General features: G+C 64.8%; 24 protein-coding genes. 16 read left to right on the forward strand and 8 right to left on the reverse strand.

The annotated features are described in order from the left end of the window. Positions 1-23: 23 nt before the first annotated feature. From KUV74_RS18545 to katE, 8 genes are all read right to left on the reverse strand, one after another. Positions 24-1,193: an alpha/beta hydrolase gene (locus tag KUV74_RS18545; protein WP_222517065.1), complete on the reverse strand. Its 1,170-nt coding sequence runs from the start codon at positions 1,191-1,193 to the stop codon at positions 24-26. A 112-nt stretch (positions 1,194-1,305) separates the two neighbouring features. Continuing rightward, positions 1,306-2,586: a TRAP transporter large permease gene (locus tag KUV74_RS18550; RefSeq protein ID WP_108133517.1), complete on the reverse strand. Its 1,281-nt coding sequence runs from the start codon at positions 2,584-2,586 to the stop codon at positions 1,306-1,308. Between the two features lies 1 nt (position 2,587). Continuing rightward, on the reverse strand, positions 2,588-3,082 hold the full coding sequence (locus KUV74_RS18555) for a TRAP transporter small permease (RefSeq protein ID WP_045993609.1): 495 nt from the start codon (positions 3,080-3,082) through the stop codon (positions 2,588-2,590). Positions 3,083-3,174: 92 nt separating this feature from the next. Beyond that, positions 3,175-4,158 carry a DctP family TRAP transporter solute-binding subunit gene (locus tag KUV74_RS18560; RefSeq protein WP_222517066.1) on the reverse strand — a complete coding sequence of 328 codons (984 nt, stop codon included), beginning with the start codon at positions 4,156-4,158 and terminating at the stop codon, positions 3,175-3,177. 95 nt (positions 4,159-4,253) lie between these two features. Continuing rightward, positions 4,254-5,213, reverse strand: coding sequence for a C-terminal binding protein (locus KUV74_RS18565; RefSeq protein WP_222517067.1), 960 nt, complete (start codon positions 5,211-5,213; stop codon positions 4,254-4,256). 228 nt (positions 5,214-5,441) lie between these two features. After that, on the reverse strand, positions 5,442-6,227 hold the full coding sequence (locus KUV74_RS18570) for an IclR family transcriptional regulator (protein ID WP_222517068.1): 786 nt from the start codon (positions 6,225-6,227) through the stop codon (positions 5,442-5,444). A gap of 555 nt (positions 6,228-6,782) precedes the next feature. Then, positions 6,783-7,946, reverse strand: coding sequence for a Fic family protein (locus KUV74_RS18575; RefSeq protein WP_222517069.1), 1,164 nt, complete (start codon positions 7,944-7,946; stop codon positions 6,783-6,785). A gap of 451 nt (positions 7,947-8,397) precedes the next feature. Further along, positions 8,398-10,548 carry a catalase HPII gene (gene katE / locus KUV74_RS18580; protein WP_213230428.1) on the reverse strand — a complete coding sequence of 717 codons (2,151 nt, stop codon included), beginning with the start codon at positions 10,546-10,548 and terminating at the stop codon, positions 8,398-8,400. A 393-nt stretch (positions 10,549-10,941) separates the two neighbouring features. Between katE and KUV74_RS18585 the strand changes: the two genes are divergently transcribed. The 16 genes from KUV74_RS18585 to KUV74_RS18660 all read left to right on the forward strand — a co-directional run bounded on the left by KUV74_RS18585 (position 10,942) and on the right by KUV74_RS18660 (position 26,082). Further along, the gene (locus tag KUV74_RS18585; protein ID WP_124805126.1) at positions 10,942-11,589 is read left to right on the forward strand and encodes a flagellar biosynthesis protein; all 648 of its coding nucleotides are present in this window, start codon (positions 10,942-10,944) and stop codon (positions 11,587-11,589) included. Positions 11,590-12,077: 488 nt separating this feature from the next. Then, complete coding sequence (locus KUV74_RS18590) at positions 12,078-12,746, forward strand: beta-ketoacyl synthase chain length factor (RefSeq protein WP_222517070.1); 669 nt, start codon at positions 12,078-12,080, stop codon at positions 12,744-12,746. Beyond that, on the forward strand, positions 12,743-13,531 hold the full coding sequence (locus KUV74_RS18595; RefSeq protein WP_222517071.1) for a lysophospholipid acyltransferase family protein: 789 nt from the start codon (positions 12,743-12,745) through the stop codon (positions 13,529-13,531). Before KUV74_RS18590 ends, KUV74_RS18595 begins: the two co-directional genes overlap by 4 nt. Beyond that, complete coding sequence (locus tag KUV74_RS18600) at positions 13,503-13,772, forward strand: phosphopantetheine-binding protein (protein ID WP_045993617.1); 270 nt, start codon at positions 13,503-13,505, stop codon at positions 13,770-13,772. Before KUV74_RS18595 ends, KUV74_RS18600 begins: the two co-directional genes overlap by 29 nt. Beyond that, a complete protein-coding gene (locus KUV74_RS18605) occupies positions 13,762-14,025 on the forward strand; it encodes an acyl carrier protein (RefSeq protein ID WP_222517072.1) in 264 nt (87 codons plus the stop codon). Before KUV74_RS18600 ends, KUV74_RS18605 begins: the two co-directional genes overlap by 11 nt. Positions 14,026-14,033: 8 nt before the next feature. Further along, positions 14,034-14,576 carry a hypothetical protein gene (locus KUV74_RS18610; RefSeq protein WP_261395575.1) on the forward strand — a complete coding sequence of 181 codons (543 nt, stop codon included), beginning with the start codon at positions 14,034-14,036 and terminating at the stop codon, positions 14,574-14,576. Further along, the gene (locus KUV74_RS18615; RefSeq protein WP_222517073.1) at positions 14,573-16,345 is read left to right on the forward strand and encodes an AMP-binding protein; all 1,773 of its coding nucleotides are present in this window, start codon (positions 14,573-14,575) and stop codon (positions 16,343-16,345) included. Before KUV74_RS18610 ends, KUV74_RS18615 begins: the two co-directional genes overlap by 4 nt. Continuing rightward, positions 16,338-17,078: a glycosyltransferase family 2 protein gene (locus KUV74_RS18620; protein WP_222517074.1), complete on the forward strand. Its 741-nt coding sequence runs from the start codon at positions 16,338-16,340 to the stop codon at positions 17,076-17,078. The genes KUV74_RS18615 and KUV74_RS18620 overlap by 8 nt, the downstream gene beginning before the upstream one ends. After that, the gene (locus tag KUV74_RS18625; protein ID WP_222517075.1) at positions 17,075-18,013 is read left to right on the forward strand and encodes a glycosyl transferase; all 939 of its coding nucleotides are present in this window, start codon (positions 17,075-17,077) and stop codon (positions 18,011-18,013) included. Before KUV74_RS18620 ends, KUV74_RS18625 begins: the two co-directional genes overlap by 4 nt. Continuing rightward, positions 17,997-19,550, forward strand: coding sequence for a histidine ammonia-lyase (hutH, locus tag KUV74_RS18630; protein ID WP_222517076.1), 1,554 nt, complete (start codon positions 17,997-17,999; stop codon positions 19,548-19,550). Before KUV74_RS18625 ends, hutH begins: the two co-directional genes overlap by 17 nt. Continuing rightward, positions 19,540-19,980: an acyl-CoA thioesterase gene (locus tag KUV74_RS18635; protein WP_045993622.1), complete on the forward strand. Its 441-nt coding sequence runs from the start codon at positions 19,540-19,542 to the stop codon at positions 19,978-19,980. Before hutH ends, KUV74_RS18635 begins: the two co-directional genes overlap by 11 nt. Further along, entirely contained in the window at positions 19,977-20,615 is a 639-nt protein-coding gene (locus KUV74_RS18640) for a LolA-related protein (protein ID WP_222517077.1), read from the forward strand. Before KUV74_RS18635 ends, KUV74_RS18640 begins: the two co-directional genes overlap by 4 nt. Next, positions 20,612-22,966 (forward strand): MMPL family transporter, encoded by a 2,355-nt coding sequence (locus KUV74_RS18645; RefSeq protein ID WP_222517078.1) that lies wholly within the window; start codon positions 20,612-20,614, stop codon positions 22,964-22,966. The genes KUV74_RS18640 and KUV74_RS18645 overlap by 4 nt, the downstream gene beginning before the upstream one ends. Next, entirely contained in the window at positions 22,950-24,203 is a 1,254-nt protein-coding gene (locus KUV74_RS18650; RefSeq protein ID WP_222517079.1) for an NAD(P)/FAD-dependent oxidoreductase, read from the forward strand. Before KUV74_RS18645 ends, KUV74_RS18650 begins: the two co-directional genes overlap by 17 nt. 146 nt (positions 24,204-24,349) lie before the next feature. After that, positions 24,350-24,889, forward strand: coding sequence for a DUF3261 domain-containing protein (locus KUV74_RS18655; protein ID WP_213230404.1), 540 nt, complete (start codon positions 24,350-24,352; stop codon positions 24,887-24,889). Continuing rightward, on the forward strand, positions 24,874-26,082 hold the full coding sequence (locus KUV74_RS18660) for a beta-ketoacyl-ACP synthase (RefSeq protein WP_222517080.1): 1,209 nt from the start codon (positions 24,874-24,876) through the stop codon (positions 26,080-26,082). Before KUV74_RS18655 ends, KUV74_RS18660 begins: the two co-directional genes overlap by 16 nt. The last annotated feature ends 26 nt before the right edge of the window (positions 26,083-26,108 follow it).

A 26,108-nucleotide genomic window follows, 5' to 3' on the forward strand; every position in this document is an offset into this window, starting at 1 on the left:
CGCCCGTCCAGGCCACGCCGTCGTCAAGGCTGCCCTTCGCCACCGCCGAGAAACAGTAATGTCTCGGCAAATAGCTGAGGGGCATGCTTTTCCAGATTAAGAAAGTGCGATCCCTCTCCAATCACCACATAGCGCTTTTCCTCAGCTGCCAGCTCTGCGAAAAGCCCTCTGGCATCAGCGTCGGTCGCCGTAGGGTCGTCATCGCCGCGAATAACCAGCGTCGGTACGCTGATGCGCGAAGCCTCATAGATCGGTCGCGCATTGAAGATCTCCCACAGATCAACCAGAACGCCGTTAGGCGCCTTGACGACGTCGGAATCCTCGGCGGGCTCCATAGCCAGCATCTCGTTGAACCAGCTGTCGAAAACCGCCCGATCACGCCACTGTTCAAGTGCCTCGGGCGGGATCTGGTTGGCCCAACGCTGGTCTGCCTGATCTCGATTCACTGTCCGGTAGGCGCCCACGTCGGCCAACTTGCCAGGATCATTCGCATCGGCCAGGCTGCTGGTCCAGTTCTGGTTACGATGGCTATAGACCGGCGCGAACAGCACCAGGCGATCCACCTTTTCATCGTTACGCGCCGTGTACATGCCGCTGGTGACGGTGCCCCAGGACCAGCCCACCAGATTGACCCTGTCGACTCCAGTGCGCTCGCGAATGAAATCGATGACACCCTCCATATCGTCGATGACCGTCTCTGCCCGCGCGAAAGGTGCGTTGTCTTCAGAGGGCTGCGCCATCACCTCCGGCCGAGTCGAATTGCCATACCCCCGCTGATCAAGGTAGTAGGTGGCAAAGCCTGCCTCCGCGGTGTGATCCATCCAGCTCTTGCCGTCTGCCAGGTCGGTGTCGAAGGAAATGCCGGGATAGGTGGCACCGTGAACAAACAGCACCGCCTCGGACAGGTCGGCGGGCGACACTCCATCAGGCAGACGCTCCCTGACATAGAGCTCGATGGCATCGTCCGCAGAGCTCTTGATGCGGTGCTCCTGCATGACGGTTTGAGCCAGAAGCGACATCGGGGCAAGCATAGTGGCGAACGTAGTGAAAACGAGGGCGGTTCTGCACGAGGCGAGCATGAGCATCTCCTTGTCATTGGCGGTCACTGACCCGACAGGAGAAGCATAGACGGCGAACTCAGCGGCAACCGCTAGACCTTGGGCAAGGGCCGGAGCGCCCGATGTGCCAGCCATCCGCTGCCCCTTGGCATGCGCATCGCCCCTGTCTCCCGAGGCCTGGCCGGCAGCGGCAGACGGGGGCGATAAAGGCGTTGATGGACAGCGTGTGCGACTTACGATGCCACGCTCAATTGAACACCGACAGCAATACCAGCGACAGCTGCGGTACGTAGGCGATCACCAGCAAGGTCAGGATCATCACGATCACGAAGGGCACAATGCCCTTGATCACGGTGCCAAGCGAGGCATTGCCGATGCGCGAGGCCACGAACAGATTGATCCCCAGCGGTGGCGTGATGAAGCCGATGGCCAGGCTGACCACCATGACGATGCCGAAGTGCACTGGATCGATGCCCATGGAGGTCGCCACCGGATAGAGAATCGGTGACAGCACCAGAATCGCCGGTGTGGTATCCATGACGCAGCCCACCAGCAGCAGCATTACCAGGATGACCAGCAGCAACACCGCAGGGCTCGACGAGAACTGCAGCATGAAGTCGGCGATTGCCACCGGGATCTGCTCGATGGTCAGGATGCGGGCGAAGGTCGAGGCGCAGCCCAGGATCACCATCACCGTGCCGGTGGTGGCGCAGGACCCTGCGATGGTCTTGAAGATATCCCGGGGCGACAGCTCGCGATGGATGAACACCCCACAGACAAAGGCGTACACCGCCGCCACCGCCGCCGCCTCGGTGGGAGTGAAGATGCCCGCGTAGATGCCCCCCAGGATGATCACCGGATTGAGCAGCGCCCACTTGGCCTCCCACACCAGGCACAGGGTCTTGCGCCCATCGAAGGGGGTATCATCGCCCTTCCAGCCCATCTTGCGGGAATAGAAGTAGGCGTAGGTGATCAGCACCAGACCAATCAACAGCCCCGGCAGGACACCGCCAAGGAACATGTTGGAGATCGAGGTGCCGGTGGAGACTCCGTACAGCACCATCGGGATCGAAGGCGGAATGATCACGCCGATACTGCCGGCCGCCGCCACCAGCGCCAGCACGAAGGACTTCGAGTAGCCGGCCTCAAGCATGGTCGGCACCACCATGGACCCCACCGCTGCAACCGTGGCCGGGCCCGAGCCCGATACCGCGGCAAAGAACATGCACACCACCACGGTGACGATGGCAAGGCCCCCAGTGAAGCGACCAAAGAACGCCGAGGCCACCCCGAGAATCCGCCGCGACACGCCGCCGGCCCCCATCAGGTCGCCGGCCAGAATAAATAGCGGTATGGCCATGATCGGGAAGCTGTCGGTGGCCGACACCAGGGTCTGGGCCACATAGAGCTCGGACAGGGTGCCGAAGGACAGGATGGTCACCACACAGGACAGACCGATGGCGATGCCCACAGGGACGTTCAGGATCAACAATACGACCAGGCTCAAGAACAATACCGTCGCGGTCATCTCACACCTCCTTGTCGTGTACGGCGTCGGGATGCGCAAGCCGCCAGCGAATGCTCTGCACCTGGCGCAGGGTGGTCAGCGCGAAGCCGACGAAAGGCGCCGCGTAGACCACCCACATGGGAACACCGATAGCCGGGGAGGCCTGGCCGAGCATCAGCTGGCGCTCTATGACCGCCCAGCTGGTCCAGACCACATAAAGCGCGAAGGCCAGAAACAGCAGGTCCCCCAGGATGACCACCCAGTGACGCGCCGAGCGTGGGAACAGCTTGAGCGCCGCGTCGATCTTGATATGCCGCATTTCCCGGGCGCCGTAGCTGATCCCAAGATAAATCAACCAGATAAAGAAGTAGCGCGCGAGCTCCTCGGACCAGGACAGCGACGCGCCCATGATGTATCGCATGAACACCTGCACCGCGAGCAATAGCGTCATCGCGGACATCAGCGCCACGCAGATCGAGATCTCCGCGTACTCATCGAGCCATCTCACAAGTTTCATCCGCTCTCTCCCTGGCAGCGGGGTGATGACAGAAGTCGGCAAGGCTACAGCGAAGCGCCCGCGTGCAGCGGGCGCCTTCTGGCCTCATCGGGTCATGGCTTCAACAGCTCATCGAGGTACTCGGGATGCTCCATCTTCGATTTGACCAGCGAATAGATGTCGGCCTCGACGGCGGCATCACGCCACAGCTCCTTTTGCTCCGGGGTAATCTCGGTCACCGTCACCCCCTGATCGGCAAACTTGTCGAGGATCTCGCCTTCCAGCTGCTGGGAGCGCTCGCGCTGGTACGTCGTCATCTCATCGATGGTGGCGTCGAGTGCCTCACGCAGGGAGTCGTCGAGGGCGCTGTACCTGTCGAGGTTCATGAACACCAGGTAGGGCGTATAGACGTGCTGGGTCAGCGACACATGGTCCTGCACTTCCTGGAAGCGATTGCCGTCGATGATGCCCAACGGGTTTTCCTGGGCGTCCACGGTCCCCTGCTGCAGCGCGGTAAACAGCTCGGTGAAGGCCATCGGTGTCGGATTCGCACCGTAGGCGCGCCAGGCCGCCAGATGGACCTCATTCTCCATGGTCCGCACCTTCATGCCGTCCAGATCAGCCGGCTCGGCCACCACCTTGCCGCTATCGGTGAAGTTGCGAAAACCGTTCTCCCAGAACGCCAGCCCCTTGAGGCCCTTGCTTTCCAGCGACTCGAGGAGCTTGTCGCCGACCTCGCCGTCCAGGGCACTGTAGGTGGCTTCCGTCGACAGGAACAGGAAGGGAGCATCGAACACGTACAGGTCCGCAAACAGCGTGGCCATCGGACTGGTCGAGGAGATACCGATGTCGATATCACCGAAGATGGTGCTTTCCACCACTACCCTGTCATCGCCTAGCTGGTTATCCGGGAACAGCGTGATCTTGAGCTCTCCGTCGGTCCGCTCTTCGACCAGGCGCTTGAACTCGACACTGGCGTCCTTGGCCGAGGTCGAGGTCACGCTGGACATGCGCAGCGTTTCGGCCTGAGACAGCGCCGGGGTCATCGCCAGTGCCGCGGCGATCAGGGACAGCTTCATTCTGGAGAGTCTTGGCATGAGGTCTTCCTTTGTTGGTGTTGTTGGCATTGAAGAGCACGGGCACCAAGGCGCCCGTCGTCACAGCGATCCTGCATCCGCTTCTCGAGGGTTGGTCACGCGAGCCGATTGACGGCCCAGTACACCGCCTCCCCTCTGGCAAAGCGCACCGCCTCCTCGGCCACCTTGCGCTTGAGCTCGGCAGCCGCGTCCTCGGAATACCAGGCCATGTGCGGTGTGATCAGACAGCTTGGCTGGGCCCACAACGGGCTCTCGGGTTCCAGCGGCTCCCGTTCGGTGGTGTCGAGGCCTGCCCCGGCGACGTGACCGGAGGCGAGCGCCTCGGCCAGTGCCACCTCGTCGACGATCCCGCCTCGTGAGGTGTTGACCAGAAAGACCCCGGGCTTCATCGCGGCCAGTGCCCCTGCGTCGATCAGGTGACGGGTGTCCTCCGTCAGCGGGCAGAACACCGCCACCACATCGGCCCGGCCGTAGAGTGAATCGAGTTCGACGGCTTCGATATAGTCGGTGCCATCCTCGGCACTGGGGCGGTAGAAGGCGTCGTAGCCGATGACGCGGAAACCGAGGGCGTTGACTTTCCGAGCGTACAGTCGGCCAATCCGCCCCAGGCCGATCAGACCCACCGTCTGTGTCGACTGCCGCCGCAATGGAATGGCCTCGACGTAGTCCCAGCGACCCTGGTGACAGGCAAGGTTCATCGGCACCAGCTTGCGCGTGAGCGCCAGCGTCAGCGCCAGGGCATGGTCGGAGACCTCGTTCATGCCGTAGTCGGGTACGTTGCATACCTGCACCCCGGCGGCGGTGGCCGCCTCGAGGTCCACGTTATTGACGCCGACACCGTAGCGCACGATCAGCTTGAGTCGTGGGAGCGCCTCGAGCACCCGACGGGTGAAGGGGGCGTACTGGTTGAGCGCGATGTCCACGTCAGTAAGCTGATCGACCAGATCCTGCTCGGTGCGACAGGCCAGCATCGGTGCGTCGAATCCGGCGGAAGCCAGGATGTCCTGCTCGACGTCATGGTCGGCGTGATCCAGATCGGAGAAGACAATGTTCATGGCAGGTGTCCTTTTCAAGATCCCAGACAACCACTGTCCACAGGCGGAACGGCCTCTCTGACATCGTCAGAGACAGGTGATGCCAGCATCATCGGTGGTCCTTTCATGTCATCCCCGGCGCTGCAGGGGCCGGTATCGACCAATACGTCCATCTCACGCTCCGGTGTGGGTGGTGGCTGCCAGGCACAGAGCGCCACGCGCGACCGCGCCTGGACGCTATGCTGCTTGCTAACTTTCACCTCGAAGAGCTCGCGAGATGGTGTCGGCGGTGCGTTTGACCTGGGGGCCCAAGGCTGCCATGCGGTCTCTCGGCATAAAGCTGATGACACTGGTGACACTGACGGCGGCCACGGCGTTATCGACATGATTCTTGACCGGTGCCGAGACACAGCGGATGCCGTACTCGTTTTCTTCCCAGTCGAAGCTCCAGCCGCGCACGTCGGCTTCCTTCAGATCGCGACGGACCTCCGCGAATGACTTGAGTGCAGGAGCATCCTCGCGTGGCCTGGATCCCTGCTGCACGGCGGCATAGTAGGCGGGCCAGCTGGAGGGATCCTTCGATGCCAGCATTGCCTTGCCCAGGGCAGTGGCCAGCGCCGGCATGCGCCCTCCGGTGCGCGAGCGCATCTCAAGAGTCCGCTTGCCCGGCAACTTGCACAGGTAGAGCACATCGCCACCGTCGAGCACCCCGAAGTGCACGGTATCCCGCGTCTGCTCGGCCAGCGCCTCCAGGTACGGCCTGGCAATATCGACCAGGGGCTGCTGCTCCGCCGCCCGTTCGCCCAGCTCGATCAACTTCGCCCCGAGGTAGTAGCCCTTGTAGGGCACCTTGTGCAGGTAGCCGTCTCTGACCAGGCAGGACAGGGAACGGGCCACCGTACTGCGAGGGAGCTGCATCGCCTGGGACAGCGCCTTGATCGTGGAAATACCACGCCCGACGCACTGCAGCACTTCGAGCCCTCGACTCAGGGTCTGGGTGCCGGAGCGGTCTTTGGGGGGAATCAGTTCATCCATGGCGCCTCCTTGATTCATCCCATTCAAGGCAAGGCCCCATACACGGTCAAATAGTCAACCAATCCGCCACATAGTGAGTCACTTGAATAAGTAACTAACGGAAACAGCAACAAAAAACCGCCAACTTCGTGAAAGTGGCGGTGGCAGAAAAAACAACGTCTCACCGATCAGTACGTCATCGCCGATATCTCTTGCAAGACATCTCCTGATGACTCAACCAAGGTCGATATCAGCTCGGGCAATGATGCGCACTTCAGGCAATTTATTTAGCTTGAGGGAACCGTCTTTACTCCTGCACCTTTCATCCAGGTGACGCTTACACCGGCTGATGCTTGCACTCAGGGTCACCAGTGGTGCGCTTGAGCGGAGTCGAAGAAAAAAATGTGGCGGTCTCAACGAGTTATTATCGCTATTGGGGAAAGGCCAAGCTAGCTGTCGACAACGTGCCTTACCGAGGTCGAGAGGGCGGCACCCCGTCTCCTACCGTTCCCCGCAACCGCGGGTCTCAGCAGTATGGCTCGGCACTCCTTCTCCTCGTGTCATTACGGCGAACACCTACTCCCCGCTGTCCTGATGAAACCGTTCCGGTACCTGATAGCGCGTGCTGCGGCCACCTCCTGGAAGCTTTACCAAGCAACCCTTCTCGACCAGCCCTGCGAGATGACGGGTGGCAGTTGCCTTACTGACCTTGGCGACTTTCTGGTACTGCGACGCACTGATGCCGTGTTCGAAGCCTCTCTCACCGCCATCCAGCAGGCGGTTCAACACCTTCACCTGCTCAGGCAACAGGCCGGCCGCCCTGAAGTGCTGCCAGAAACGGGCCTTGGCCAACGTCCGATCGACCTTCCCCAGGACATCCAACAAGGTGGCATCCAGCGTCTCCAGGAACCAGACAAGCCAGGCCGTCAGGTCAGGCGTGCCACACTGGTTCGCTTCCAGGCGCCGATAATAGTCAGCGCGGCGCTCCAGGATGGCAGCCGACATGGCATACAGGCGGATACTCTGCTGATCCGCCTGCGCCAAGGCGCGATCAGCGATAGCCCGGGCAATTCGACCATTGCCGTCTTCAAATGGATGCAGTGTTACAAACCAGAAGTGTGCCAGGCCCGCTCGAACCAGGGGATCCAACTCGGGGTCATGACGGCTGGACGCGAACCAAGTGAGGAACTGATCAACCTCATGTTCCAACCCCTCTCGCGGCGGCGCTTCGAAATGCACCTTGGGTCGATCGAGGCGACCCGAGACCACCTGCATGGGCTCCACTCCGCGCCACTGCCCGGGCCTTAACGTCGTAAGCCCCGCGTCAGCATCAGGGAACAACCACCGATGCCACTGAAACAGCCTGGTGGTGTCCAGCGGCGTGTCAGGCTTGAAGGTGGCATCCAGCATCAACTCCGCCAGGCCTTCAGCACGTGGTGAGGTAGCCCCCTCCGGCTCCTCCACACCAAGGCGTCGGGCCAAGGAAGAGCGAACTGACACCACGTTCAGACGCTCTCCCTCGATGGCCGAAGAGGTAACGATGCTCTGCAGTAGCGTATCCAGGGCGGCTCTTGCCTCAGCGTCCTGGTCATCCGCGGATGTCAGAGCCCACGAGCGTCCCAGCAAGATGCCGAGATCCCTCCAGCATGCCTGGACCCGCGGCTGAATCTCGGCCGCGTGCCAGGTGAAGTTCGGCCAGTCAGGATGCTGCCAGATCCATGTCGAGGCGTGATCGGTCATGCCAGGCCTCCAAGAAGGCGGAGGAGCCGAATGACAACGATATTCGACTCGCATTGTGAGCCGAATAATGATTGGTTTCGGCTCAGCTGGCAAGTCTGGGAGTCATAAGGCCTCGGCGACCATGAGGACAGGTTTCAGATCAGGCCACCCAATCCAAAGGTGGTCAAAGGTGGCCCTCATGGCGGCCCGGGGAGCGATGCCCCGCTGCATGAGGCGGCGTGCCGTCCACGAATACAGGGCATGGGTAAGACCGGCCAATAGCCCCAACAGCAAGCCGTGGATCAGGTCCGATCGGCGGATGGCCTATGGATAACGCGACACGGCGTACTTCTTCCTGAAGATCCGCGCCGCATTTCCCGGCAAAATGCGATGAACCCAAAAAAAGCCCCCGAGTCTCCTCGGGGGCTGCTGTGCTGACCGCCAGTTCAAAGGGGTCTGCCATCGCCGGACCTCAGGCCGGCATGTCGTTGGCCTTGGCGTCGCGCGACCAGACCCGGTGGCCACGAATCGCCTCCTGGAAATCGGCGTAGAGATCGTCCACGGTCTGCGCCGAGAACACGCCGTCTTCCGGCACCTCGATGCCAGCCGCCTGCAGCACATTGGCACCGTCGCCGAGTGCAGCGATCGGCTTGAGGTGCTTGTAGGCCTCCTGCACGTAGTAAAGCCCCAGGCCGGAACCCGCCAGCGCCTTGACACTGTCATCGCCAGGGGCCACCGCCACGGCGTCCAGAGTCACCGACGGCAGTCCGTTGAGCATGGCATCCGGGGTCAGGGTGCCGCCTTGAACGGTCGCCACGGGCGCCATCGACGGCGCGATGATGAGCCCCTGGGCCCCCTCGGCTTCCAGGCGCTTCTGCAGCGCTTCCACCTGGTCACCGTCGACCCCGTCGGCGGCCAGGATCGCCACCTTGCGATAGCGAATATCCGGCTGACCGCGATGCATCAAACTAAGCGCCGAGGAGGCGTCCAGCGACGTGGTGCCCAACTCTTCCGAGGGTGCCGGCGGATGCTCCGGCGGCTTGACACCATGCACCTCGCCTACTCGGCGCGCGAGCTCCATGTCGATATTGGGCAGGATCTCCTTGATCACCCGCTCACGGATCCACGGACGCTCGACCTTGGACAACTCGAAGGCGTAAGCGGCGATGATGTGCTCTTTCTCGACGTCACTCTGGCTATGCCAGAACAACCTGGCCTGGGAGTAGTGGTCGCCGAAGGACTCGCTGCGCGCCCTGACCTTGTGGGCATCGATGCGCTCCTGATAGCTCTCGAAACCGCCGTTTTCTTCCGCCGGCGGGGTCTCCCGGGGCCAGCCATCCTCGATCGAGTTGGGTTCGTAGGAAACCTGGCCCTTGTTGATGGTCTGACGGTGCGGAGCGTCGCGCTGGTGATTGTGGAACGGGCACACCGGCTGGTTGATCGGGATCTCGTGGAAGTTCGGGCCACCCAGACGCAGCATCTGGGTATCCAGATAGGAGAACAGGCGCCCCTGAAGCAGCGGATCGTTGCTGAAGTCGATGCCGGGCACCACATTGCCGGGGTTGAAGGCGACCTGCTCGGTCTCGGCAAAGTAGTTGTCCGGGTTGCGATCCAGCACCATCTTGCCGATGGGAGTCACCGGCACCTGCTCCTCGGGAATCAGCTTGGTCGGATCGAGGATATCGAAGTCGAAGGCATGCTCGTCTTCTTCCTCGACCACCTGAATGCCGAGCTCCCATTCCAGGGCATCGCCATTCTCGATGTCGCCCCACATCTCGCGGCGGTTGAAGTCTGGATCACGACCCCACAGCTTCTGGGCCTCGTCCCAGATCAGCGAGTGGGTGCCCGCCAGCGGCTTCCAGTGGAATTTGACGAAGCGGGCCTTGCCTTGTCGATCGATCAGCCGGAAGGTGTGGACGCCGAAGCCTTCCATATAGCGGTAGTGCCGCGGGAAGGCCCGGTCGGACATGGTCCACAGCACCATATGGGCGCTCTCGGGCATCAGCGAGACGAAGTCCCAGAAGGTGTCGTGGGCCGACTGCCCCTGGGGAATCTCGTTGTGGGGCTCGGGCTTCACCGCGTGCACGAAGTCGGGAAACTTCATCGCGTCCTGAATGAAGAACACCGGCATGTTGTTGCCCACCAGGTCCCAGTTACCCTCGTCGGTGTAGAACTTGGTGGCAAAGCCGCGCACGTCGCGCACGGTGTCATTGGACCCGCGCCCGCCCTGCACGGTGGAAAAGCGCACGAATACCGGCGTCTTCTTGCCGGTATCCTGAAACAGTCCCGCCTTGGAGTACCTTGCCGCCGCCTCATAGGGCTGAAAGTAGCCGTGGGCCGCCGCACCGCGGGCATGGACGATACGCTCGGGAATGCGCTCGTGATCGAAGTGATTCATCTTCTCGCGGAAGATGAAGTCTTCCATCAGCGTCGGGCCGCGCTCGCCGGCCTTCAGCGAATTGTGGTTGTCCGCGATCCGGGTGCCCTGGTTGGTACGCAGGTCATGCCCGGTCGCATCACTGCGGTAGGTCTCGAGATTGTCGGACTTGCTGTTGGCGTCGGTACGACGCTCAGTGTCATGAGCCTCGTCTCGATTCGGTTGGGTGTACGGATTCTTCGCCATGACAAACACTCCGTTGTTTGCTCGGGAAATGAGCCTTCCACGCCACCAGGCGTGGGCCGTCATCGGTCCGGTCGGCGCCAACTACCAGTCACACCGCCAAACAAGCCATTCCCTTATAGGCAAGAGATCTGCAACTCTCAAACCTCCATCTCGGCACCTTACGTGCAAAACATCAGAATATTTCTTCTATATCAGTAAATTAAACCCTATACGCAAAGTTAACAAAAGTTAGACATTTACATTCCAACACCTGCATTACATTGTCTTACGACACAACCTCGGCGCGTGCTAGCTGCACTTGTTCAACCAATACTGATATTTTTCCGCTTCGGCACTGATCGCTCTGCTGCCGACAACGATATTGCTCATCATCAAGACATCAGGGAACGACATATGAAAAGGATCATGCTGGCCGCCATCATTGTGGCGGCCGCCCTTCTGCAGGGATGCGCCACCAGTCGTAGCACCGTGGACGTACAGACACCCAATACCGGGACAGTCAGCCAGGCACACACAGGCCCCAGCCTGTACATACGCAACGTCACTGATCAGCGGCACTTCGAGGAGGCCCCCCGCTCCGCCGACATTCCATCACTGGGCTTCGAGGGCGCCGAGGCGGCGACGGACGAGCTCAAGTCCCGGGCCATCGGACGCAAGCGCAATGGCTACGGCAAGGCGCTCGGCGACGTGCTGCTGCCGGAAGACAAGACCATCACGGAGCTGGTGCGCGTCTACGCCAGCGAAGGCTTCGAGGACGCAGGCTGGAATGTAGTCAACAGCGCCGACGCCAGCGACGACGTGACCACCGTGGATATCGGTGTGACCCGCTTCTGGACCTGGGTCAAGCCGGGCTTCTGGGCTATCGCCCTGAACACCGATATCGAGACCGAGTTCACCTTTTCCGACGCACGACAGCTGGAACCGATCCACGCCCACTTGAAGGATCGCATGCAGATGGTGGTCGACAGCGATTGGGCGACCAGCAATCAGCTGACGCTTGAAAGCTATCGCCAGGCCATCGCCCAGAAGGCGACGCCCTGATCAGGCACGAGCTGTCAGCCTCGCTGCGCCGATGCCCGGCCACTCGCTCGGCATTGACGTACACGGACAAAAACGGGCCGCCTCGGTGGCCCATTCTGGTTCGACAAGAAAGTCAGGTTGTGCCTTTGCAGCAGCTCGCACCCCGAATAGCGCCGACGGACTACCACCGAGGCCTCCTACACCACATGCGACCGCTGTGATCTGGACAGCAATGAAACACGCCACCATGTCGTCCCACATATGTCGCATCTTAAAGCCCTGTTTGATGTGGCTTTGGTGTCTGATCTCGGTACTTTCCGGAGCAACTTTCCTTGAAAGGCCTTATCGAGCCCAACCTTGCTTACACCGCGCGCCTATCGACATCTGCACCAATCAGAAAAAAACGCGACCAAACACCCCTTTTTCGACGTAATACTGATAATTAACGTGCTTGGATAGGTGCAGATTTAGCGGTAAAATTTACCTTTTCGCTCAGGCGGATTTTAAGCATGGAACAACTACGCCTAAGTGAATGGCTTGGTTGGGATCCTCTCCGCGAAGAAAACGCGACGAAGGATGCCCGACTACTGCCCTCAGACAAGCCGGGAGTCTCGCTACCGGCCATGCTCCGGCGCCGACTGGACAATGCCGGTCGGGCCACCTGCGATATTCTTGCAGGGCTCGATCCCGAGGCGCGTTGTCCCTTGATCCACGCATCCCGCCACGGCGACGCCAACTTTACTCTGTCGATGCTGAAGGCTCTGGCGAATCAGGAACCGCTCTCGCCTACCCGCTTTTCGATGTCGGTGCACAACGCCACCCTGGGCGTCCACGCCATCGCCAACCATCACTACCGCCCGCTACAGGCGCTCGGCGCCAGCGGCAACGAGTTCAACGCCTTGCTGTGGGAAGCCCGTGGCTACCTGGCCGAGGGCCATGAAGCGGTGGTCATTGTGTTCAGCGAAGGGACGCTTCCCGGCGACTATATCGACTGCACGCCGCACCCGGGGCACGCCTGCGCGGTGGGCCTGCGACTGTCACTGACCCAGGGCCGGGCGCTGGTAACCGAGGACGCCACGCCAGGGGCGGCTCCGACGCCGCTCGACGTCATCGACTGGCTTGGTGGCTGCAGTCCACGTCTCGCCGCCGCCCCGGGCTGGCGCCTGGAGGAAGCATGACGCTGGACCAGTGGCGGCGCGGCATCGGCACCTTCCTGTCCTTCACTGCCTTCGGCATTGGCGGCTTGATCATCGGCCTGGTGGTGGCACCGCTGCTGCACCTGGGGATGCGCGACCCGATGCGTCGCCAACGCCTGGCCAGGCGTCTGATCCAGCGGGTCTTTCGCGCCTTCATTGCGCTGATGAAGGGCCTCGGGGTACTCGACTATCGCCTGGAAGGTCGTGGGCGACTCGCCCGTGGCGGCCGTCTGATTCTGGCCAACCATCCGTCGTTGATCGATGTGGTGTTCCTGCTGGCCTATACCCCCAACGCCGACTGCATCGTCAAGGGCCGACTCGCCACCAACCCCTTCACCCGCGGGCCGATCGGTGTCGCCGGCTATATCACCAACCGCGATCCCCAGGCACTGCTCGAGGCCGCGCGGGACAGCCTTGCCCGGGGCAATTCGTTGATCCTGTTTCCCGAGGGCACGCGCACCACGCCCGGTCGCCCGATAAAGTTCCGCCGTGGTGGAGCGAACATCGCCCTGCGCACCGGCAGCGCCATCACCCCGGTGCTGATCAAATGCTCGCCCACCACCCTGACCAAGGGTGAGCCCTGGTATCACATCCCCCGGCGCAAGGTTCAGATGGACCTGCATATACTCGACGACCTGCCGCCAGAGCCGGCGTCAAACCAACCGACCAGCCAGCAAGCCCGACAACTGACGCGGGAACTGAGCCACTACTTCAACAGGGAACTGGAGCGCCTCCACCATGAACCAAAGCGTACCGCTGTCGCTTGATTTGAAGCACATGATCATCGACACCCTCGAACTCGAGGATGTCACCCCCGAGGACATCGACGACCATGCGCCGCTGTTCGGCGAGGGCCTCGGGCTCGACTCCATCGATGCCCTCGAACTGGGGCTGGCGCTGCAGAAGCGCTACGGCGTCACCCTTGACGCCGAGGCCGAGGATACTCGCCGCCACTTCGCCAGCCTGGCGGCGCTGCAAGCACTGGTGGAGGAACGCCGTGTCAACTGAAGCCGCCATCAGCCGTGAACAGATTCTCACCCACGTGCAACGTACCCTGGTCGAGCTGTTCGAAGTCTCTCCTGCCGAGGTAACCCCGGAGGCCCGTCTTTACGAAGACCTCGACATCGACAGCATCGACGCCGTCGATCTGGTGGTCGAACTCAAGCAGTTCACCGGTCGGCGCATCGATCCCGAGGCCTTCAAGTCGGTGCGCAGCATCGATGATGTGGTCAACTCCGTCGATCAGCTGATGCGCGACTGAGCCCGGTCTTGCGCACGCTGTCCACTACCGTCGTGGTGCTTGCCACCGCGTTGTCGTTGAGCTGGCCGCTGCCGGTGTGGTGGCTGCAGGGCACCCTGGGGCCCTGGCCACTGCTGCTGATTGGCTGCGGGCTGATCGCCTGGCGCCTGCCCCAGACACGCGGTCTGGCGATCCTTGCCGCCCTGGCGCTGCTGGCGGTGGGGCTTGCCGTCGATGCCGAGCTTGGCATGCGCGGCTACCCGGTGGCCGTCAATGCGGTGCTGCTGGCGTCTTTCGCCGCCAGCCTGTGGCGAGGCATGCCGGTGATCGAACGCCTGGCGCGTCTCAAGGAGCCCGACCTGCCCCCCGCCGGGGTGCGCTATACCAGGCGCGTCACCCAGGCCTGGTGCCTGTTCTTCCTGATCAATGGCGGTATCGCTGCCTGGACGGCGGCCTTTGCGGACCTGGACGTCTGGACCCTGTACAACGGCGTTATCAGCTATGGCCTGATCGCCCTGATGTTTACCGGCGAATGGCTGTGCCGTCGCCGGTTGCGGAGCTCCTCCTCATGACACGCCCCACCATCGGCGCCCCGACAACCCGTGACGGCTATCTGTGTCTGGCAGATCGCCCCTGGCGACAGGCCTGGCCGGACGCTCGGCACCTGTCCTCCCGCTGGTGCCATTCCCGGGATCTTGGCCGGCGAATCGACGCCTGGCTCGCCTGGCTCGCCCCTCGCCCGCACGGACGCTGGCTGCTGCTCGACCCAGACCCGATCACTTTTACTGCAGCCTTGCTGGCACTCTGGGAAAGCGGACAAAGCGCGCTGCTTCCCGGCGATGATCGTCCCGCCACTCTGGCGCGACTGATGCCGCTGGTCGTCGGCCGACTCCCCGCCGAGCCATCGCCGGAAGACACCCAGGATCTTCCTGCCCCGGATTCCCTCGCCACTACACAGCGGGAAACCGATCGGAACTCTGCCGGTGCGACGGTGGTGGCGGCTGACAGCGAGGCGGCGGAAAAAGAGGCGGTGGTGCTGTGCACCTCGGGTTCCACCGGCCAGCCAAGCCTCGAGCCCAAGTGCTTTCGCCAACTCGACGAAGAGCTCGAGCGTCACGCCGCACTGTGGCCGCTGACACAGACAGCCGTGGTCTGTCAGGTCAGTCACCAGCATATCTACGGCCTGCTCGCCGGTATTCTGGCACCGCTGTGTCACGGCGCGCCCTTCTGTGGCGACGACAGCCGCTTCCCCGAGGTGATGGCCCAACGGGTCAGCGAGGCAACCGCAGTCGGGCTGGACGCTTGCCTGGTCGCGAGCCCCGCGCAACTGTCGCGGCTGCCGCAGCACCTGGCCCTGCACCACCAGCGCATTGCCCGGGTACTGTGCTCCGGGGCACCGCTGTCCAGGGACGACGCCATGCGCTGCGAGCGTCTGCTGGATAGCCCGGTGATCGAGATCTACGGCAGCACCGAGACCGGCGGCATCGCCCATCGTCGGCAATCGAGCGGTGATCTCTGGACACCGTTCCCCGGGGTCGAACTGGACCTGAATGACAGCGCCCTGCGATTGCGCTCGCCCTTTCTGGCCCGGCCGGAGCAGTGGTGGGACCAGGCCGACCGGGTCGAGCGCCAGGGCGAGGGCTTTCGCCTGCTGGGGCGCCGCGACCGACTGGCCAAGATCGGCGGCAAGCGTGTTTCGCTGACGGCGCTGGAACAACGTCTGTGTCAGCACGAGGTTGTCGATGACGCCCGCTGCGTGGATCTCGACTTGCGCGACGGAAGGCTCGGCGTGGTGCTGGCCGTGGCCGGCGATGCGCTACCCCAGCAGCACGAGGCCAGAAGACGGCTGATCTCGACCCTGCGCGAGCACCTCGCCAGCGAGCACGAGCCGTCGGCGATTCCGCGCTACTGGCGCTTCGTCGAGTCGCTTCCACTCAATCCCCAGGGCAAGCACGATCACGCTACCCTGCGTCGCTTCTTCGATGACCTCGACGACGATCGTCTGCCGCGCTGGCTGGGCGCAGTGGACGTCGATGACGAGCAGCGCATCACCCTCGAGGTACCCGAGCGTCTGCGCTATCTGGAAGGCCACTTCGAGGGCTTCGCGCTGGTGCCCGGGGTGGTGCTGGTGCAGTGGGCCATCCACCACGCGCGTGAGCGGTATCCGGCGCTTTGCGCCTTTCGCGGCGTCGACCGGCTGAAGTTCCAGAAGGTCCTGCGTCCCGGCCAGCGCCTGACGTTGACGCTCAAGCGTCGTACCGATGGCATCGCTTTCTCGTTCGACTCGCCGAAGGGTCGCCACGCCGGCGGCAGGGTCCGGCTGGAGGCGCGCCATGACTGAGCCCCGCCCCTGCGCCGTGGTACCGGTCTACAACCACCCCGACAGTGTGGCCGGAGTGGTCGGGCGGCTCGTCGATCTGGGCCTGCCGGTGATCCTGGTGGACGACGGCAGTGAACCGTCCTGTCGCCGGGAGCTCGAGCGTCTGGCCAGCGACGGCCACGCGCTGGTGACCCACCAGCGCAATCGTGGCAAGGGCGCGGCGGTGCGCAGTGGGCTGCTCGAGGCCGAGCGGCTGGGCTACAGCCACGCATTGCAGGTCGACGCCGATGGCCAGCACCACCCGGACGACCTGCCTGCCTTCATCGATGCCATGCACCAGACGCCCCATCGTCTGCTGGTCGGCTACGCCCGCTATGATGACAGCGTGCCCAGAGCCCGGCTGTACGGCCGCTACGCCACCCATGTGTGGGTCTGGATCAACACCCTGTCGCGGCGGATTCGCGACTCCATGTGTGGGGTACGTCTCTACCCCCTGGCTGCCGTCAATGGCCTGCTACGTCGGCACCCCTGTGGTGATCGCATGACCTTCGACACCGAGGTGCTGGTGCGCTGGTACTGGGCCGGTGGCGAACTCACCAACCTGCCGGTACGGGTGCACTACCCCGAGCAGGGAGTCAGCCACTTCGCCCTGTGGCGCGACAACGCCCAGATCAGCGCCATGCACGCCCGCCTGTTCGTGGCCATGTGGCCCCGCCTGCCCGCTCTGCTGTGGCGCCATCGGAGGCAGCCATGAACCGCCACTGGGCCGCCATCGGCGAGCGCGGCACCCTCTCGGGGATGCTGTTCATGGTCTGGCTGAGACGCTTCGGCGACTGGCCCTTCCAGCTACTGCTGTGGCCGGTGATCCTGTGGTACTACCTGTCCCACCGCACCGCCCGGCGCGCCTCCCAGGACTACCTGACACGGCTCGATCCGGCGCTCGAACGACAGCCACTGCGGCTGCGGGCGCGTAGCTTTCGTCATTTTCTGTGCTTTGGTCGCTCGCTGATGGACAAGGTGGCCGCCTGGAACGGCGAGTATCCCCCCTCGCGGCTGTCCGGCGACGGTGTACAGCACTTCGCCCAGGCCGTGGACGGCGGCCATGGGGGCCTGATTCTGGTCGCCCACCACGGCAATCTGGACATCGTCAACGCCCTCAGCGAACGCCACCCCTCGCTGGACCTGACGGTGATCATGCACACCCGCAACGCGCGCAAGTTCAACGAACTGCTGGAGCGCGCCACCGGCCGCCGTCGCCCCGAGATTCTCGAGGTCAGCGAGATTTCACCGTCCAGCGCCCAGCGCCTGGACGCGCGCATCCGCGCCGGAGGCTTCGTGGTCATCGCCGCCGATCGCATTCCCTTGCGCCAGGGCCGTACCCGTGCGCTCGAGTTTCTCGGTGCACCGGCGCCCTTTCCCGAGGGCCCCTTCCTGCTCGCCAGCCTGCTGCGCTGTCGGCTCTACCGGCTTGCCTGTGTGCGTGATGGCGACGGCTTTGTGGTCGACTTCGACCTGATCGACGACACCTCGCGGTTAGGGCGCCGTGGCCGCAGCGCCTGGATCGCCGAGGCCATGCAACGCCATTGCGCCGACCTGGCCTGGCGCGTCCAGCGCCACCCGTTGCAGTGGTTCAACTTCTTTCCTTTCTGGATCGCCGACGAGACGACTGACCATGACCCACCCCGCTGAGCCGACCGCCCCCTTGATCCTCGATGGCGGCGCCCTGAGCCTGGAGGACGTACTCGATGTGGCCCAGCGCCGCCGGTGCGTCGCGCTGTCGCCAGCTCCCGAGTTTCGCACGCGCATCGAGCGCGGCCAGCGCTTTCTCGCGCGCCTGCTTAAAGAAGACGGCGTGGTCTACGGCGTCACCACCGGCTACGGCGACGCCTGTACCCGACCGGTGGCCCATCAGGACATCGACGACCTGCCCCGCCAGCTGTACACCTTCCATGGCTGCGGCATGGGCCAGGACCTCGACATCGAGGCTTCCCGGGCGGTGGTGCTGGTGCGTCTGGTATCGCTGTGCCAGGGGGTGTCCGGGGTCAGCTTCGAGCTGCTCGAGCGGCTGGCCTGGCTGCTCGAGCACGACGTGCTGCCGGTGATTCCCGAAGAAGGCTCGGTCGGCGCCAGCGGTGACCTGACGCCGTTGTCCTATCTGGCCGCGGTGCTGTGTGGTGAGCGCGAGGTCATCGACAATGGTACCCGCCGTCCGGCCGCCGAGGCCCTGGCCGAGCGCGGCCTGGCCCCCTATAAACTGAAGCCGAAGGAAGGCCTGGCGCTGATGAATGGCACCGCGGTGATGACCGCGCTGGGCTGCCTGGCCTTTGCCCGCTGCGCCTACCTGGCACAACTGTCGACGCGCATCACCGCGCTGTCGGTCCAGGCGCTGGACGGCAACCCCTACCACTTCGATGCCGAACTGTTTGCCGCCAAGCCGCACCCGGGACAGCAGCAGGTGGCCGCAAGGCTGCGCCAGGACCTGCACGCACCGCGTACCCCGCGTAACTCCCCCAGACTACAGGATCGCTACTCGACCCGCTGCGCGCCCCACGTAATCGGCGTCGTCGAAGACGCCCTGCCCTGGTGGCGGCAGTTCCTGACCAATGAACTCAACAGCGCCAATGACAACCCCTTGATCGATGCCGAGGCCGGCAAGGTGATGCACGGCGGCCACTTCTATGGTGGCCACGTGGCTTTTGCCATGGACAGTCTGAAGCAGGCCGCCGCCAATCTGGCCGACCTGCTCGACCGGCAGTTGGCACTATTGGTGGACAGCCGCTACAACCATGGGCTGCCGAGCAACCTGAGCGGCGCCAGTGCCGAGCGCCTCGCGCTCAATCATGGCTACAAGGCGGTACAGATCGGCGCCTCCGCCTGGACCGCCGAGGCGCTCAAGCTGACCATGCCGGCCAGCGTCTTCTCGCGCTCCACCGAGTGCCACAACCAGGACAAGGTCAGCATGGGCACCATCGCCGCGCGCGATGCCCTGCGCGTGCTGACCCTGGTCGAGCAGGTGGCTGCCGCGACCCTGCACGCCGCGGTGCAGGGCGTCGAACTGCGCAGCCGACTGAACGACGCCGGCGCCGTTCCCGAGCGCCTGGCGGCCTTCGTCGACAGCGTGCGCCGCGACGTCGCCCCCCTGGCCGAGGACCGCGCCATGGACAGCGACCTCAACCACCTCTGTGGCCTGATACGCCGCCGTCACTGGAGGCTCTATGACGCCTGACGATCGCCCGCTCCCCCGAGCCGAGGTGGAGCTCGAGGTGCCCTTTCACGACGTCGATATGATGGAGGTGGCCTGGCACGGCCACTACGTGCGCTATCTCGAGATCGCCCGCTGCCGGTTGCTCGACGCCATCGACTACAACTACCTGCAGATGCGCGCATCGGGCTTCGCCTGGCCGATCATCGATCTGCGCCTGCGCTACGCCGCGCCCGCTCGTTTCGCCCAGCGCCTGGCCATCGAGGCTCGCCTGAGCGAATGGGAAAACCGCCTCAAGATCGACTACACCATCCGCTGCGCCGAGAGCCGCAAGCGCCTGACCCGCGCCTGGTCGGTCCAGGTCGCGGTGGGCCTGGACGATGGCGAGATGCGCCTGGCCTCGCCACCTGCGCTGATCGAGCGGCTGATCGCCTGGCAGGAGGCGCAACCATGAACCACAGCTCCATGTACCACCGTTCACACCGGCCTCACTGGGCTCACTGGGCTCACGGGAAAAGCCGAGCCTTGAGGGGCGTCCTGGCGGGCACCCTGCTGGTGCTGCCGATGCTGGCAACGGCTACTGTTGCCTCCACCGGCACGGTACCGAGTCTGCCGCAGTTGAGCCGGCAACTGGAGCAGCATCAGCCGGCCTGCGTGAGTTTCGAGCAGAACCGCTGGATGGCGGACCTGCAGACCGAACTGCCCAGCGCCGGCTACTTTCGTCGCCAGCCCTCGGGGCTGGTCTGGCAGACCCTGAGCCCGATCGAGGATCGGGTCGTGCTGTCCGCCGACAACCCCGAACTGCCACCCGGGCTCAAGGCCCTGCTACCCGTTCTGACGGGACTGTTCGACGGCAACTGGGCGAGCCTTGAAGGGCATTTCAGCGTGCGCCTTGGCGGCAACCTCAATGACTGGCAGGCACAACTTGCGCCCCTGGACAGGGCCATCGCCGAGCGCCTGCAAGGGATCGAACTGGACGGCGCCGAGCAGGTCGAGCACCTTCAGGTCAGCTTCACCGACGGCGACCGTCTGCGCCTCGAGTTGTCGCCGCTGCTCTGTGACGCCCTGTCCGGAGCCCCCAGCGCATGAGTCTCGGGGGCACTGATTCAGCCCGCGGCGCGCTGCTGGCGAGTCGCGGCTGGGGACTGGTGCTGCTGGCCTGTATCGTGCTGCTGGCCGTGCAGGTGCTGCGCGGTGCGCCACTGGATACCCGCATCACCGCCCTGCTGCCCGAACATCAGCAGGGCGAGTTGATCGCCCGCGCCGATGACAGCCTTGCGTCCACTTTCGAGCGCCGCTTCTTGTTGCTGGTCGCGAGCGACGCGACGCCGCACGCCGCCCCCGTGGAGGCGGTCAACGAGCTTCGCCAGGCGCTGACGGCCAGCGGCATCATCGCAAGCCTGGATAGCCAATCACCGCCGCGCCCGGACCAGACCCTGGCCCCCTATCGCTATCGCCTGCTGACCGATTCGCTGGCCCGCCAAGACGCCGAGGCCTGGCGCCAGCGCGGCCTGTCACGGCTGTTCGCCCCGGGCGTCGACGCCGATCTCGAGCGCGACCCCTTCGGCCTGCTCGACGGCTGGCTCGAGGCACGCTTCCAGGGCCCGGTCAGCTGGCACCCCGGCGGCCCCGGGGTGGTCACCGACAAGACCGAGTGGAGCCTGATCGGCGCAACCCTGGCGGCCAGCCCCTACGACATGGCACTGCAGCAAGAGCTGAGTGCGGTGCTGGAGCGCTTCGGCCAGGCGCATCCCGAGCTGACCCTGCTGCGCGCCGGGCTGGTGTTCCATGCCGCCGCCGGTGCCAGGCAGGCGAGTCACGAGATCGCCACCATCGGTCTGGGTTCGCTGTTCGGCATTCTGGCGTTGCTGGCGCTGGTGTTCCGCCGCCCGCTGGTGATCGCCACGCTGCTGTTGCCGGTGGCCACCGGTCTGGTGTTTGCCAGCGCGCTGACCTGGCTGATCTTCGGCTCGCTCAACCTGATCACCCTGGCCTTCGGCGCCAGCCTGATCGGTCTGTCGGTGGACTACGCGCTGCACCTGCAATGCACCCGCCAACTCAACCCGGGGCGCTCGCTGCGCGTGTTCTGGCCGGGCCTGACGCTAGGCCTGGCCTCGAGCCTGTGCGCCTACCTGGTGCAGCTGGCAACTCCCTTGCCGGGGCTGCGCCAGATGGCCACCTTCACCGCACTCGGCCTGCTCGGCGCCTGGCTCAGCGTGCGTCTGTGGCTGCCACGGCTGCCGCTCTATCACCACCCGGCTACCGCCACCATCGCCAGGCGGCTCGATCGATTGCGTGTCGGCCGCGGCCAGCGCTGGGTGTATCCCGCCCTGGCGCTGGTGCTGGTTGTGGCTGCCGTGCTGGCGCTGACCCGGAGTACCACCAGCCATGACCTGCGCCAGCTTAATCCGTCGCCGGCTGCACTGATCGCCGAACAGCAGCGGGTGCAGACGCTGCTCGAGCGTCCGGCCAGCTTCCGCTACCTGATCGTCAGCGCCGAGACCCCGGATGCCCTGCTGAAGCGCCTGGAACAGCTCGACGAGCCGCTGCCCCGGCTCGAACGGGGGGGCCACCTGTCCTCCCATCGCCACCTGGCCCAGGCGGTACCGTCGATGCAGACCCAGAAGCACAACCTCGAACGGGTGCGCGAGCGCTACGCCGCGGCTCTGCCGGAGCTGCTGACGGCCGCCGGCTTGCCCTCGACGCTGATCCCGCGCCTTGAAGATCCTTTACACGAGGTGCCCTACCTGTCCCCACAGACCTGGCTGTCGAGCCGCGCCGGCGAAGCCGACCGTGCGCTCTGGCTCGATGGCCTCGAACGCCCCGCCGCCCTGATCACCATCGGTGAGGTGGACGCCACCGCATCGAAGGCGCTGACGCAGCTCGCCGAGTCGCCGGACGTGATCTATCGCGATCGGGTCGCGGCGCTGTCGCAGCAGCTCGCCTTGCTCAGCGAGGAGCTGGTGCGCTGGCTGGCACTCGCCTTGGCACTGCTGGTGGTGGTGTTCGGCCTTCGCTACCGTCGCCACGCCTGGCGGGTGCTGCTGCCGCCGGTGGGCGCAGCGATCATCACCCTGGGTCTCTACGCACTGAGCCACACCGGCCTGACCCTGTTTCACCTGCTGGGCCTTTTGCTGGTGCTCGGCATCGGCCTCGACGCCGGTATCTTCAGCACCGAGCACCCGCAAGACCCGGGCGCATGGCTGGCGATCAGCCTGTCCTGCGCGTCTAGCCTGCTGGCGTTCGGCCTGTTGGCTTTCAGCGCCACGCCAGCACTGCACTTTCTTGGTCAGACCTGCCTGATCGGACTGGTTGCCACCTGGTGCCTGGTCCCCCTGGCCCGAGGCGCGACGGAACGCGCTGGCGTGGCCGCCCACCGGGGTGTCGCAGGAAGCGACACCCAAGAACTGGAGAGTTCATCCCATGGAAGATCGACCTGATACCGACGTCGCCATCATCGGTGCCGGCCCCTCGGGCGCGGCGGCCGCTGCCTGGCTTGCGCGCAAGGGCTATTCGGTCAGGGTGCTGGAGCGCACCCACTTTCCGCGCTTCGTCATCGGCGAAAGCCTGCTGCCCCAGTGCATGGTGCACCTGGAGCGCTGCGGCCTGCTCGAGGCGGCCAAGGCCGGTGGCTACCAGCCGAAAAACGGCGCCGCCTTTTGCCGGGGCGACGACTACGCGGCCATCGATTTCCGTGACAAGTTCAGCGATGGCCCCGGCACCACCTGGCAGGTGCCCCGTGAGGACTTCGACCAGCGCCTGATCGAGGGTGCCAGGGCGGCGGGGGCGCGCGTCGACTTCGGCGTCAGCGTCAGCGACTTTCGCGCCGATCCGTTCAGGCCGCGACTGAGCTGTGTCGACGATGACGGGAAGTGCTTCGACATCGAAGCCCGCTTCGTCCTCGATGCCAGCGGCTATGGCCGCGTGCTGGCACGCCTGGAGGCGCTGGACCGCCCCTCCAGCCTGGCCACTCGCTGTGCGCTGTTCACCCACGTCGAAGATCGCATCGATCGCGCCGAGCATGACCGCGACAAGATTCTGATCGGCGTCCACCCGACCCACCCGGACGTGTGGTACTGGCTGATCCCCTTCCGTGACGGGCGGGCCTCCGTCGGTGTCGTCGCCAGTCCCGAGCTGCTCGTGAGCGCCGGCGACAGCGACGACCAGCGGCTGTGGGCGATGCTGGGTCAGGAGCCCCGCTACGCTCGCCTGCTCAAGGACGCGACGGCCACCCGCGAGGTCCAGCGCATCGACGGTTACTCCGCCGATATCACCCGCCTGCACGGACCCGGCTATGCCATCCTCGGCAACGCCGGCGAGTTTCTCGATCCGGTGTTCTCTTCCGGCGTCACCATCGCGCTGGACTCGGCGCTGCGCGCGGCGCCGCTGGTCGCAGACCAGCTCGACGGCGACGCCGTGGACTGGGCGCAGGCCTTTGAAGCACCGCTGCGCCGTGGTGTCGCCACCTTCCGCGAGTTTGTCGATGCCTGGTACGACGGCCGCCTGCCACGCGTCATCTTCCATCCGGATCAACAGCCCCGGGTGCGTCAGATGATCGCCTCGGTGCTGGCGGGATACGCCTGGGACATCGACAACCCCTTTGTCGCCGCCAGCCGTCGACGCCTCACCAGCCTGGCCGAGCGTTGCGAACTGGACAGCCAGGCCGTCGCTCCGTGAAGGTGCGCTCTACGCTCCCGCTCCACCCGCCAAATGGCGGGTGGTCGAGCCCCTGGGCCAGGCTGCGTGGGCCAGGCAGGTCCTTCGCGGCGCTGGTGATACTCTGCCTGCTCGGCGCCTGCGGGTTGGGTCCAGGCGTGGCGCCGATGCCGGCACTGCACACGCTAGCGCCCATCAGCGCTCAGACCCAGCGGCTGACCTTCGAGCACCAGGGCGAGCGCCGCGTGCTGCTCGGCGTGCTGCGTCATGACCACCAGCAGCTTCAGTTGGCGCTGATAAGCCCTCAGGGCCAGCGACTGCTGACCCTGGTGCAGGATGACGAGGGCGCGCGCTTCGCCCCGGGCGCCGCCTTCGAGCCGCCTTTCAGCGCCGACTGGCTGGCCAGCCGCCTGAGTTTCAGCCTGTGGCCCGAAGCACGCCTGCGCGAGGCCTTCGCCGGCAGTGACTGGTCGCTCGCGCAGCGCGACCACGAGCGCCGCATCTATCATCAGGGCCGCCTGGCGGTGCGACTCGAGATGACGCCGACCTGCCACGTGATTCATGATATCGAGGCTGACTACCGGCTCAGCGTGGCGACCCTCGCGCCCTCCCCGGATGCCCGCGAGAACAAAAGCCCGAACAGCAGCGTCAGCACGACCACCACCAACCATAACGCAGTGACCGATTCACCATGCCCCTCGACGTGACACCTGCGCAGACACCCTGCCGACTGCATGCGCCGGCACTGGTCTGCCCCCTGGGGGATGACCTCTCGACCATCGCCGCGCGGCTGTTCGACGGCCAGCACGGTCTGGTACGAAACGATGAATACACCCCCGGCAGGCCGCTGTGGCTGGGCACCGTGACCACGCCGTTGCCCGACGACGGTGACTGGCCGGCGCGCCATCGTTCGCGCAACAATCGCCTGCTGGACGCCGCTTTCGCGCGTCTGCGGCCGACCCTTGATGACTACCTTGCCAGCCATCCCGGGGCACGCCTGGGCGTCGTGCTGGGCACCAGCACCTCCGGTATCGGCGAGACCGAGGCGGCGGTGGCCCATCGTGCCGCCAGCGGCCAGTGGCCGGAGCCCTTCAACTACTGCCGCCACGAGATCGGCGCAGCGTCCGACTTTCTGGCCTGGCGCCTGGCCGCCGAGCGGCCGGATATCCGTCTGATCACCGCCTATACCCTGTCGACCGCCTGCACCTCCAGCGCCAAGGCCCTGGCCAGCGCCAGGCGGATGCTCAAGGCGGGGCTGTGCGACGCCGTCATCGCCGGTGGCGCCGACAGCCTGTGCGGACTTACGGTGAACGGCTTTGCCGCCCTCGAGGCGGTCAGCGACGAGCCCTGTCGCCCCTTCGCCGAGGATCGCGACGGCATCAATCTGGGCGAAGGCGCCGCACTGTTCCTGGTCACCGCCGAACCCGGCGGCGTTCAGCTCAGCGGCTGCGGCGAGACCAGCGACGCCCACCATATCTCCGCCCCTCGCCCCGACGGCATGGGCGCTCTGGAGGCCATGCGCGCCGCTCTCGAGATGGCCGGCCTCGGTCCGGATCAGATCGACTATCTGAATCTCCACGGCACCGCCACCCGACAGAACGACAGCATGGAGTCCCGGGCGGTCGCTCAAGCCTTCCCCGATGGCGTGGCCTGTGGCTCGACCAAGAGCCTCACCGGCCACACTCTGGGCGCCTGCGGCGCGCTGGAGGCAGCCTTCTGCTGGCTGGCCATGCACCACAACCGGCGGCCGCCACATCTGCACGCAGCAGACCCGCAACTGCCCGCGCTTTCGCTGTGCGGATCTGATACGACGCCAGCCACCGAGGTGCGCCGTACCCTGACCAACGCCTTCGCCTTTGGTGGGAACAATATCGCCCTGGTGATGGAGCGCGCGCCATGACGACACTTCCGACTCCCGTGACAGCA

The sequence above is a fragment of the Halomonas sp. DP1Y21-3 genome (assembly GCF_019801245.1).
Classification (GTDB): domain Bacteria; phylum Pseudomonadota; class Gammaproteobacteria; order Pseudomonadales; family Halomonadaceae; genus Halomonas; species Halomonas litopenaei.

What these genes read in the sequence shown, in the direction of transcription:
- KUV74_RS18650 (WP_222517079.1), top strand. Translation starts at nt 22,950, where the DNA reads ATGGAAGATCGACCTGATACCGACGTCGCCATCATCGGTGCCGGCCCC.
- katE (WP_213230428.1), bottom strand. Translation starts at nt 10,548, where the DNA reads ATGGCGAAGAATCCGTACACCCAACCGAATCGAGACGAGGCTCATGAC.
- KUV74_RS18560 (WP_222517066.1), bottom strand. Translation starts at nt 4,158, where the DNA reads ATGCCAAGACTCTCCAGAATGAAGCTGTCCCTGATCGCCGCGGCACTG.
- KUV74_RS18660 (WP_222517080.1), top strand. Translation starts at nt 24,874, where the DNA reads ATGCCCCTCGACGTGACACCTGCGCAGACACCCTGCCGACTGCATGCG.
- KUV74_RS18565 (WP_222517067.1), bottom strand. Translation starts at nt 5,213, where the DNA reads ATGAACATTGTCTTCTCCGATCTGGATCACGCCGACCATGACGTCGAG.
- KUV74_RS18550 (WP_108133517.1), bottom strand. Translation starts at nt 2,586, where the DNA reads ATGACCGCGACGGTATTGTTCTTGAGCCTGGTCGTATTGTTGATCCTG.
- KUV74_RS18635 (WP_045993622.1), top strand. Translation starts at nt 19,540, where the DNA reads ATGACGCCTGACGATCGCCCGCTCCCCCGAGCCGAGGTGGAGCTCGAG.
- KUV74_RS18585 (WP_124805126.1), top strand. Translation starts at nt 10,942, where the DNA reads ATGAAAAGGATCATGCTGGCCGCCATCATTGTGGCGGCCGCCCTTCTG.
- KUV74_RS18620 (WP_222517074.1), top strand. Translation starts at nt 16,338, where the DNA reads ATGACTGAGCCCCGCCCCTGCGCCGTGGTACCGGTCTACAACCACCCC.
- KUV74_RS18625 (WP_222517075.1), top strand. Translation starts at nt 17,075, where the DNA reads ATGAACCGCCACTGGGCCGCCATCGGCGAGCGCGGCACCCTCTCGGGG.
- KUV74_RS18640 (WP_222517077.1), top strand. Translation starts at nt 19,977, where the DNA reads ATGAACCACAGCTCCATGTACCACCGTTCACACCGGCCTCACTGGGCT.
- KUV74_RS18575 (WP_222517069.1), bottom strand. Translation starts at nt 7,946, where the DNA reads ATGACCGATCACGCCTCGACATGGATCTGGCAGCATCCTGACTGGCCG.
- KUV74_RS18655 (WP_213230404.1), top strand. Translation starts at nt 24,350, where the DNA reads ATGCCGGCACTGCACACGCTAGCGCCCATCAGCGCTCAGACCCAGCGG.
- KUV74_RS18590 (WP_222517070.1), top strand. Translation starts at nt 12,078, where the DNA reads ATGGAACAACTACGCCTAAGTGAATGGCTTGGTTGGGATCCTCTCCGC.
- KUV74_RS18555 (WP_045993609.1), bottom strand. Translation starts at nt 3,082, where the DNA reads ATGAAACTTGTGAGATGGCTCGATGAGTACGCGGAGATCTCGATCTGC.
- hutH (WP_222517076.1), top strand. Translation starts at nt 17,997, where the DNA reads ATGACCCACCCCGCTGAGCCGACCGCCCCCTTGATCCTCGATGGCGGC.
- KUV74_RS18645 (WP_222517078.1), top strand. Translation starts at nt 20,612, where the DNA reads ATGAGTCTCGGGGGCACTGATTCAGCCCGCGGCGCGCTGCTGGCGAGT.
- KUV74_RS18600 (WP_045993617.1), top strand. Translation starts at nt 13,503, where the DNA reads ATGAACCAAAGCGTACCGCTGTCGCTTGATTTGAAGCACATGATCATC.
- KUV74_RS18570 (WP_222517068.1), bottom strand. Translation starts at nt 6,227, where the DNA reads ATGGATGAACTGATTCCCCCCAAAGACCGCTCCGGCACCCAGACCCTG.
- KUV74_RS18615 (WP_222517073.1), top strand. Translation starts at nt 14,573, where the DNA reads ATGACACGCCCCACCATCGGCGCCCCGACAACCCGTGACGGCTATCTG.
- KUV74_RS18545 (WP_222517065.1), bottom strand. Translation starts at nt 1,193, where the DNA reads ATGGCTGGCACATCGGGCGCTCCGGCCCTTGCCCAAGGTCTAGCGGTT.
- KUV74_RS18595 (WP_222517071.1), top strand. Translation starts at nt 12,743, where the DNA reads ATGACGCTGGACCAGTGGCGGCGCGGCATCGGCACCTTCCTGTCCTTC.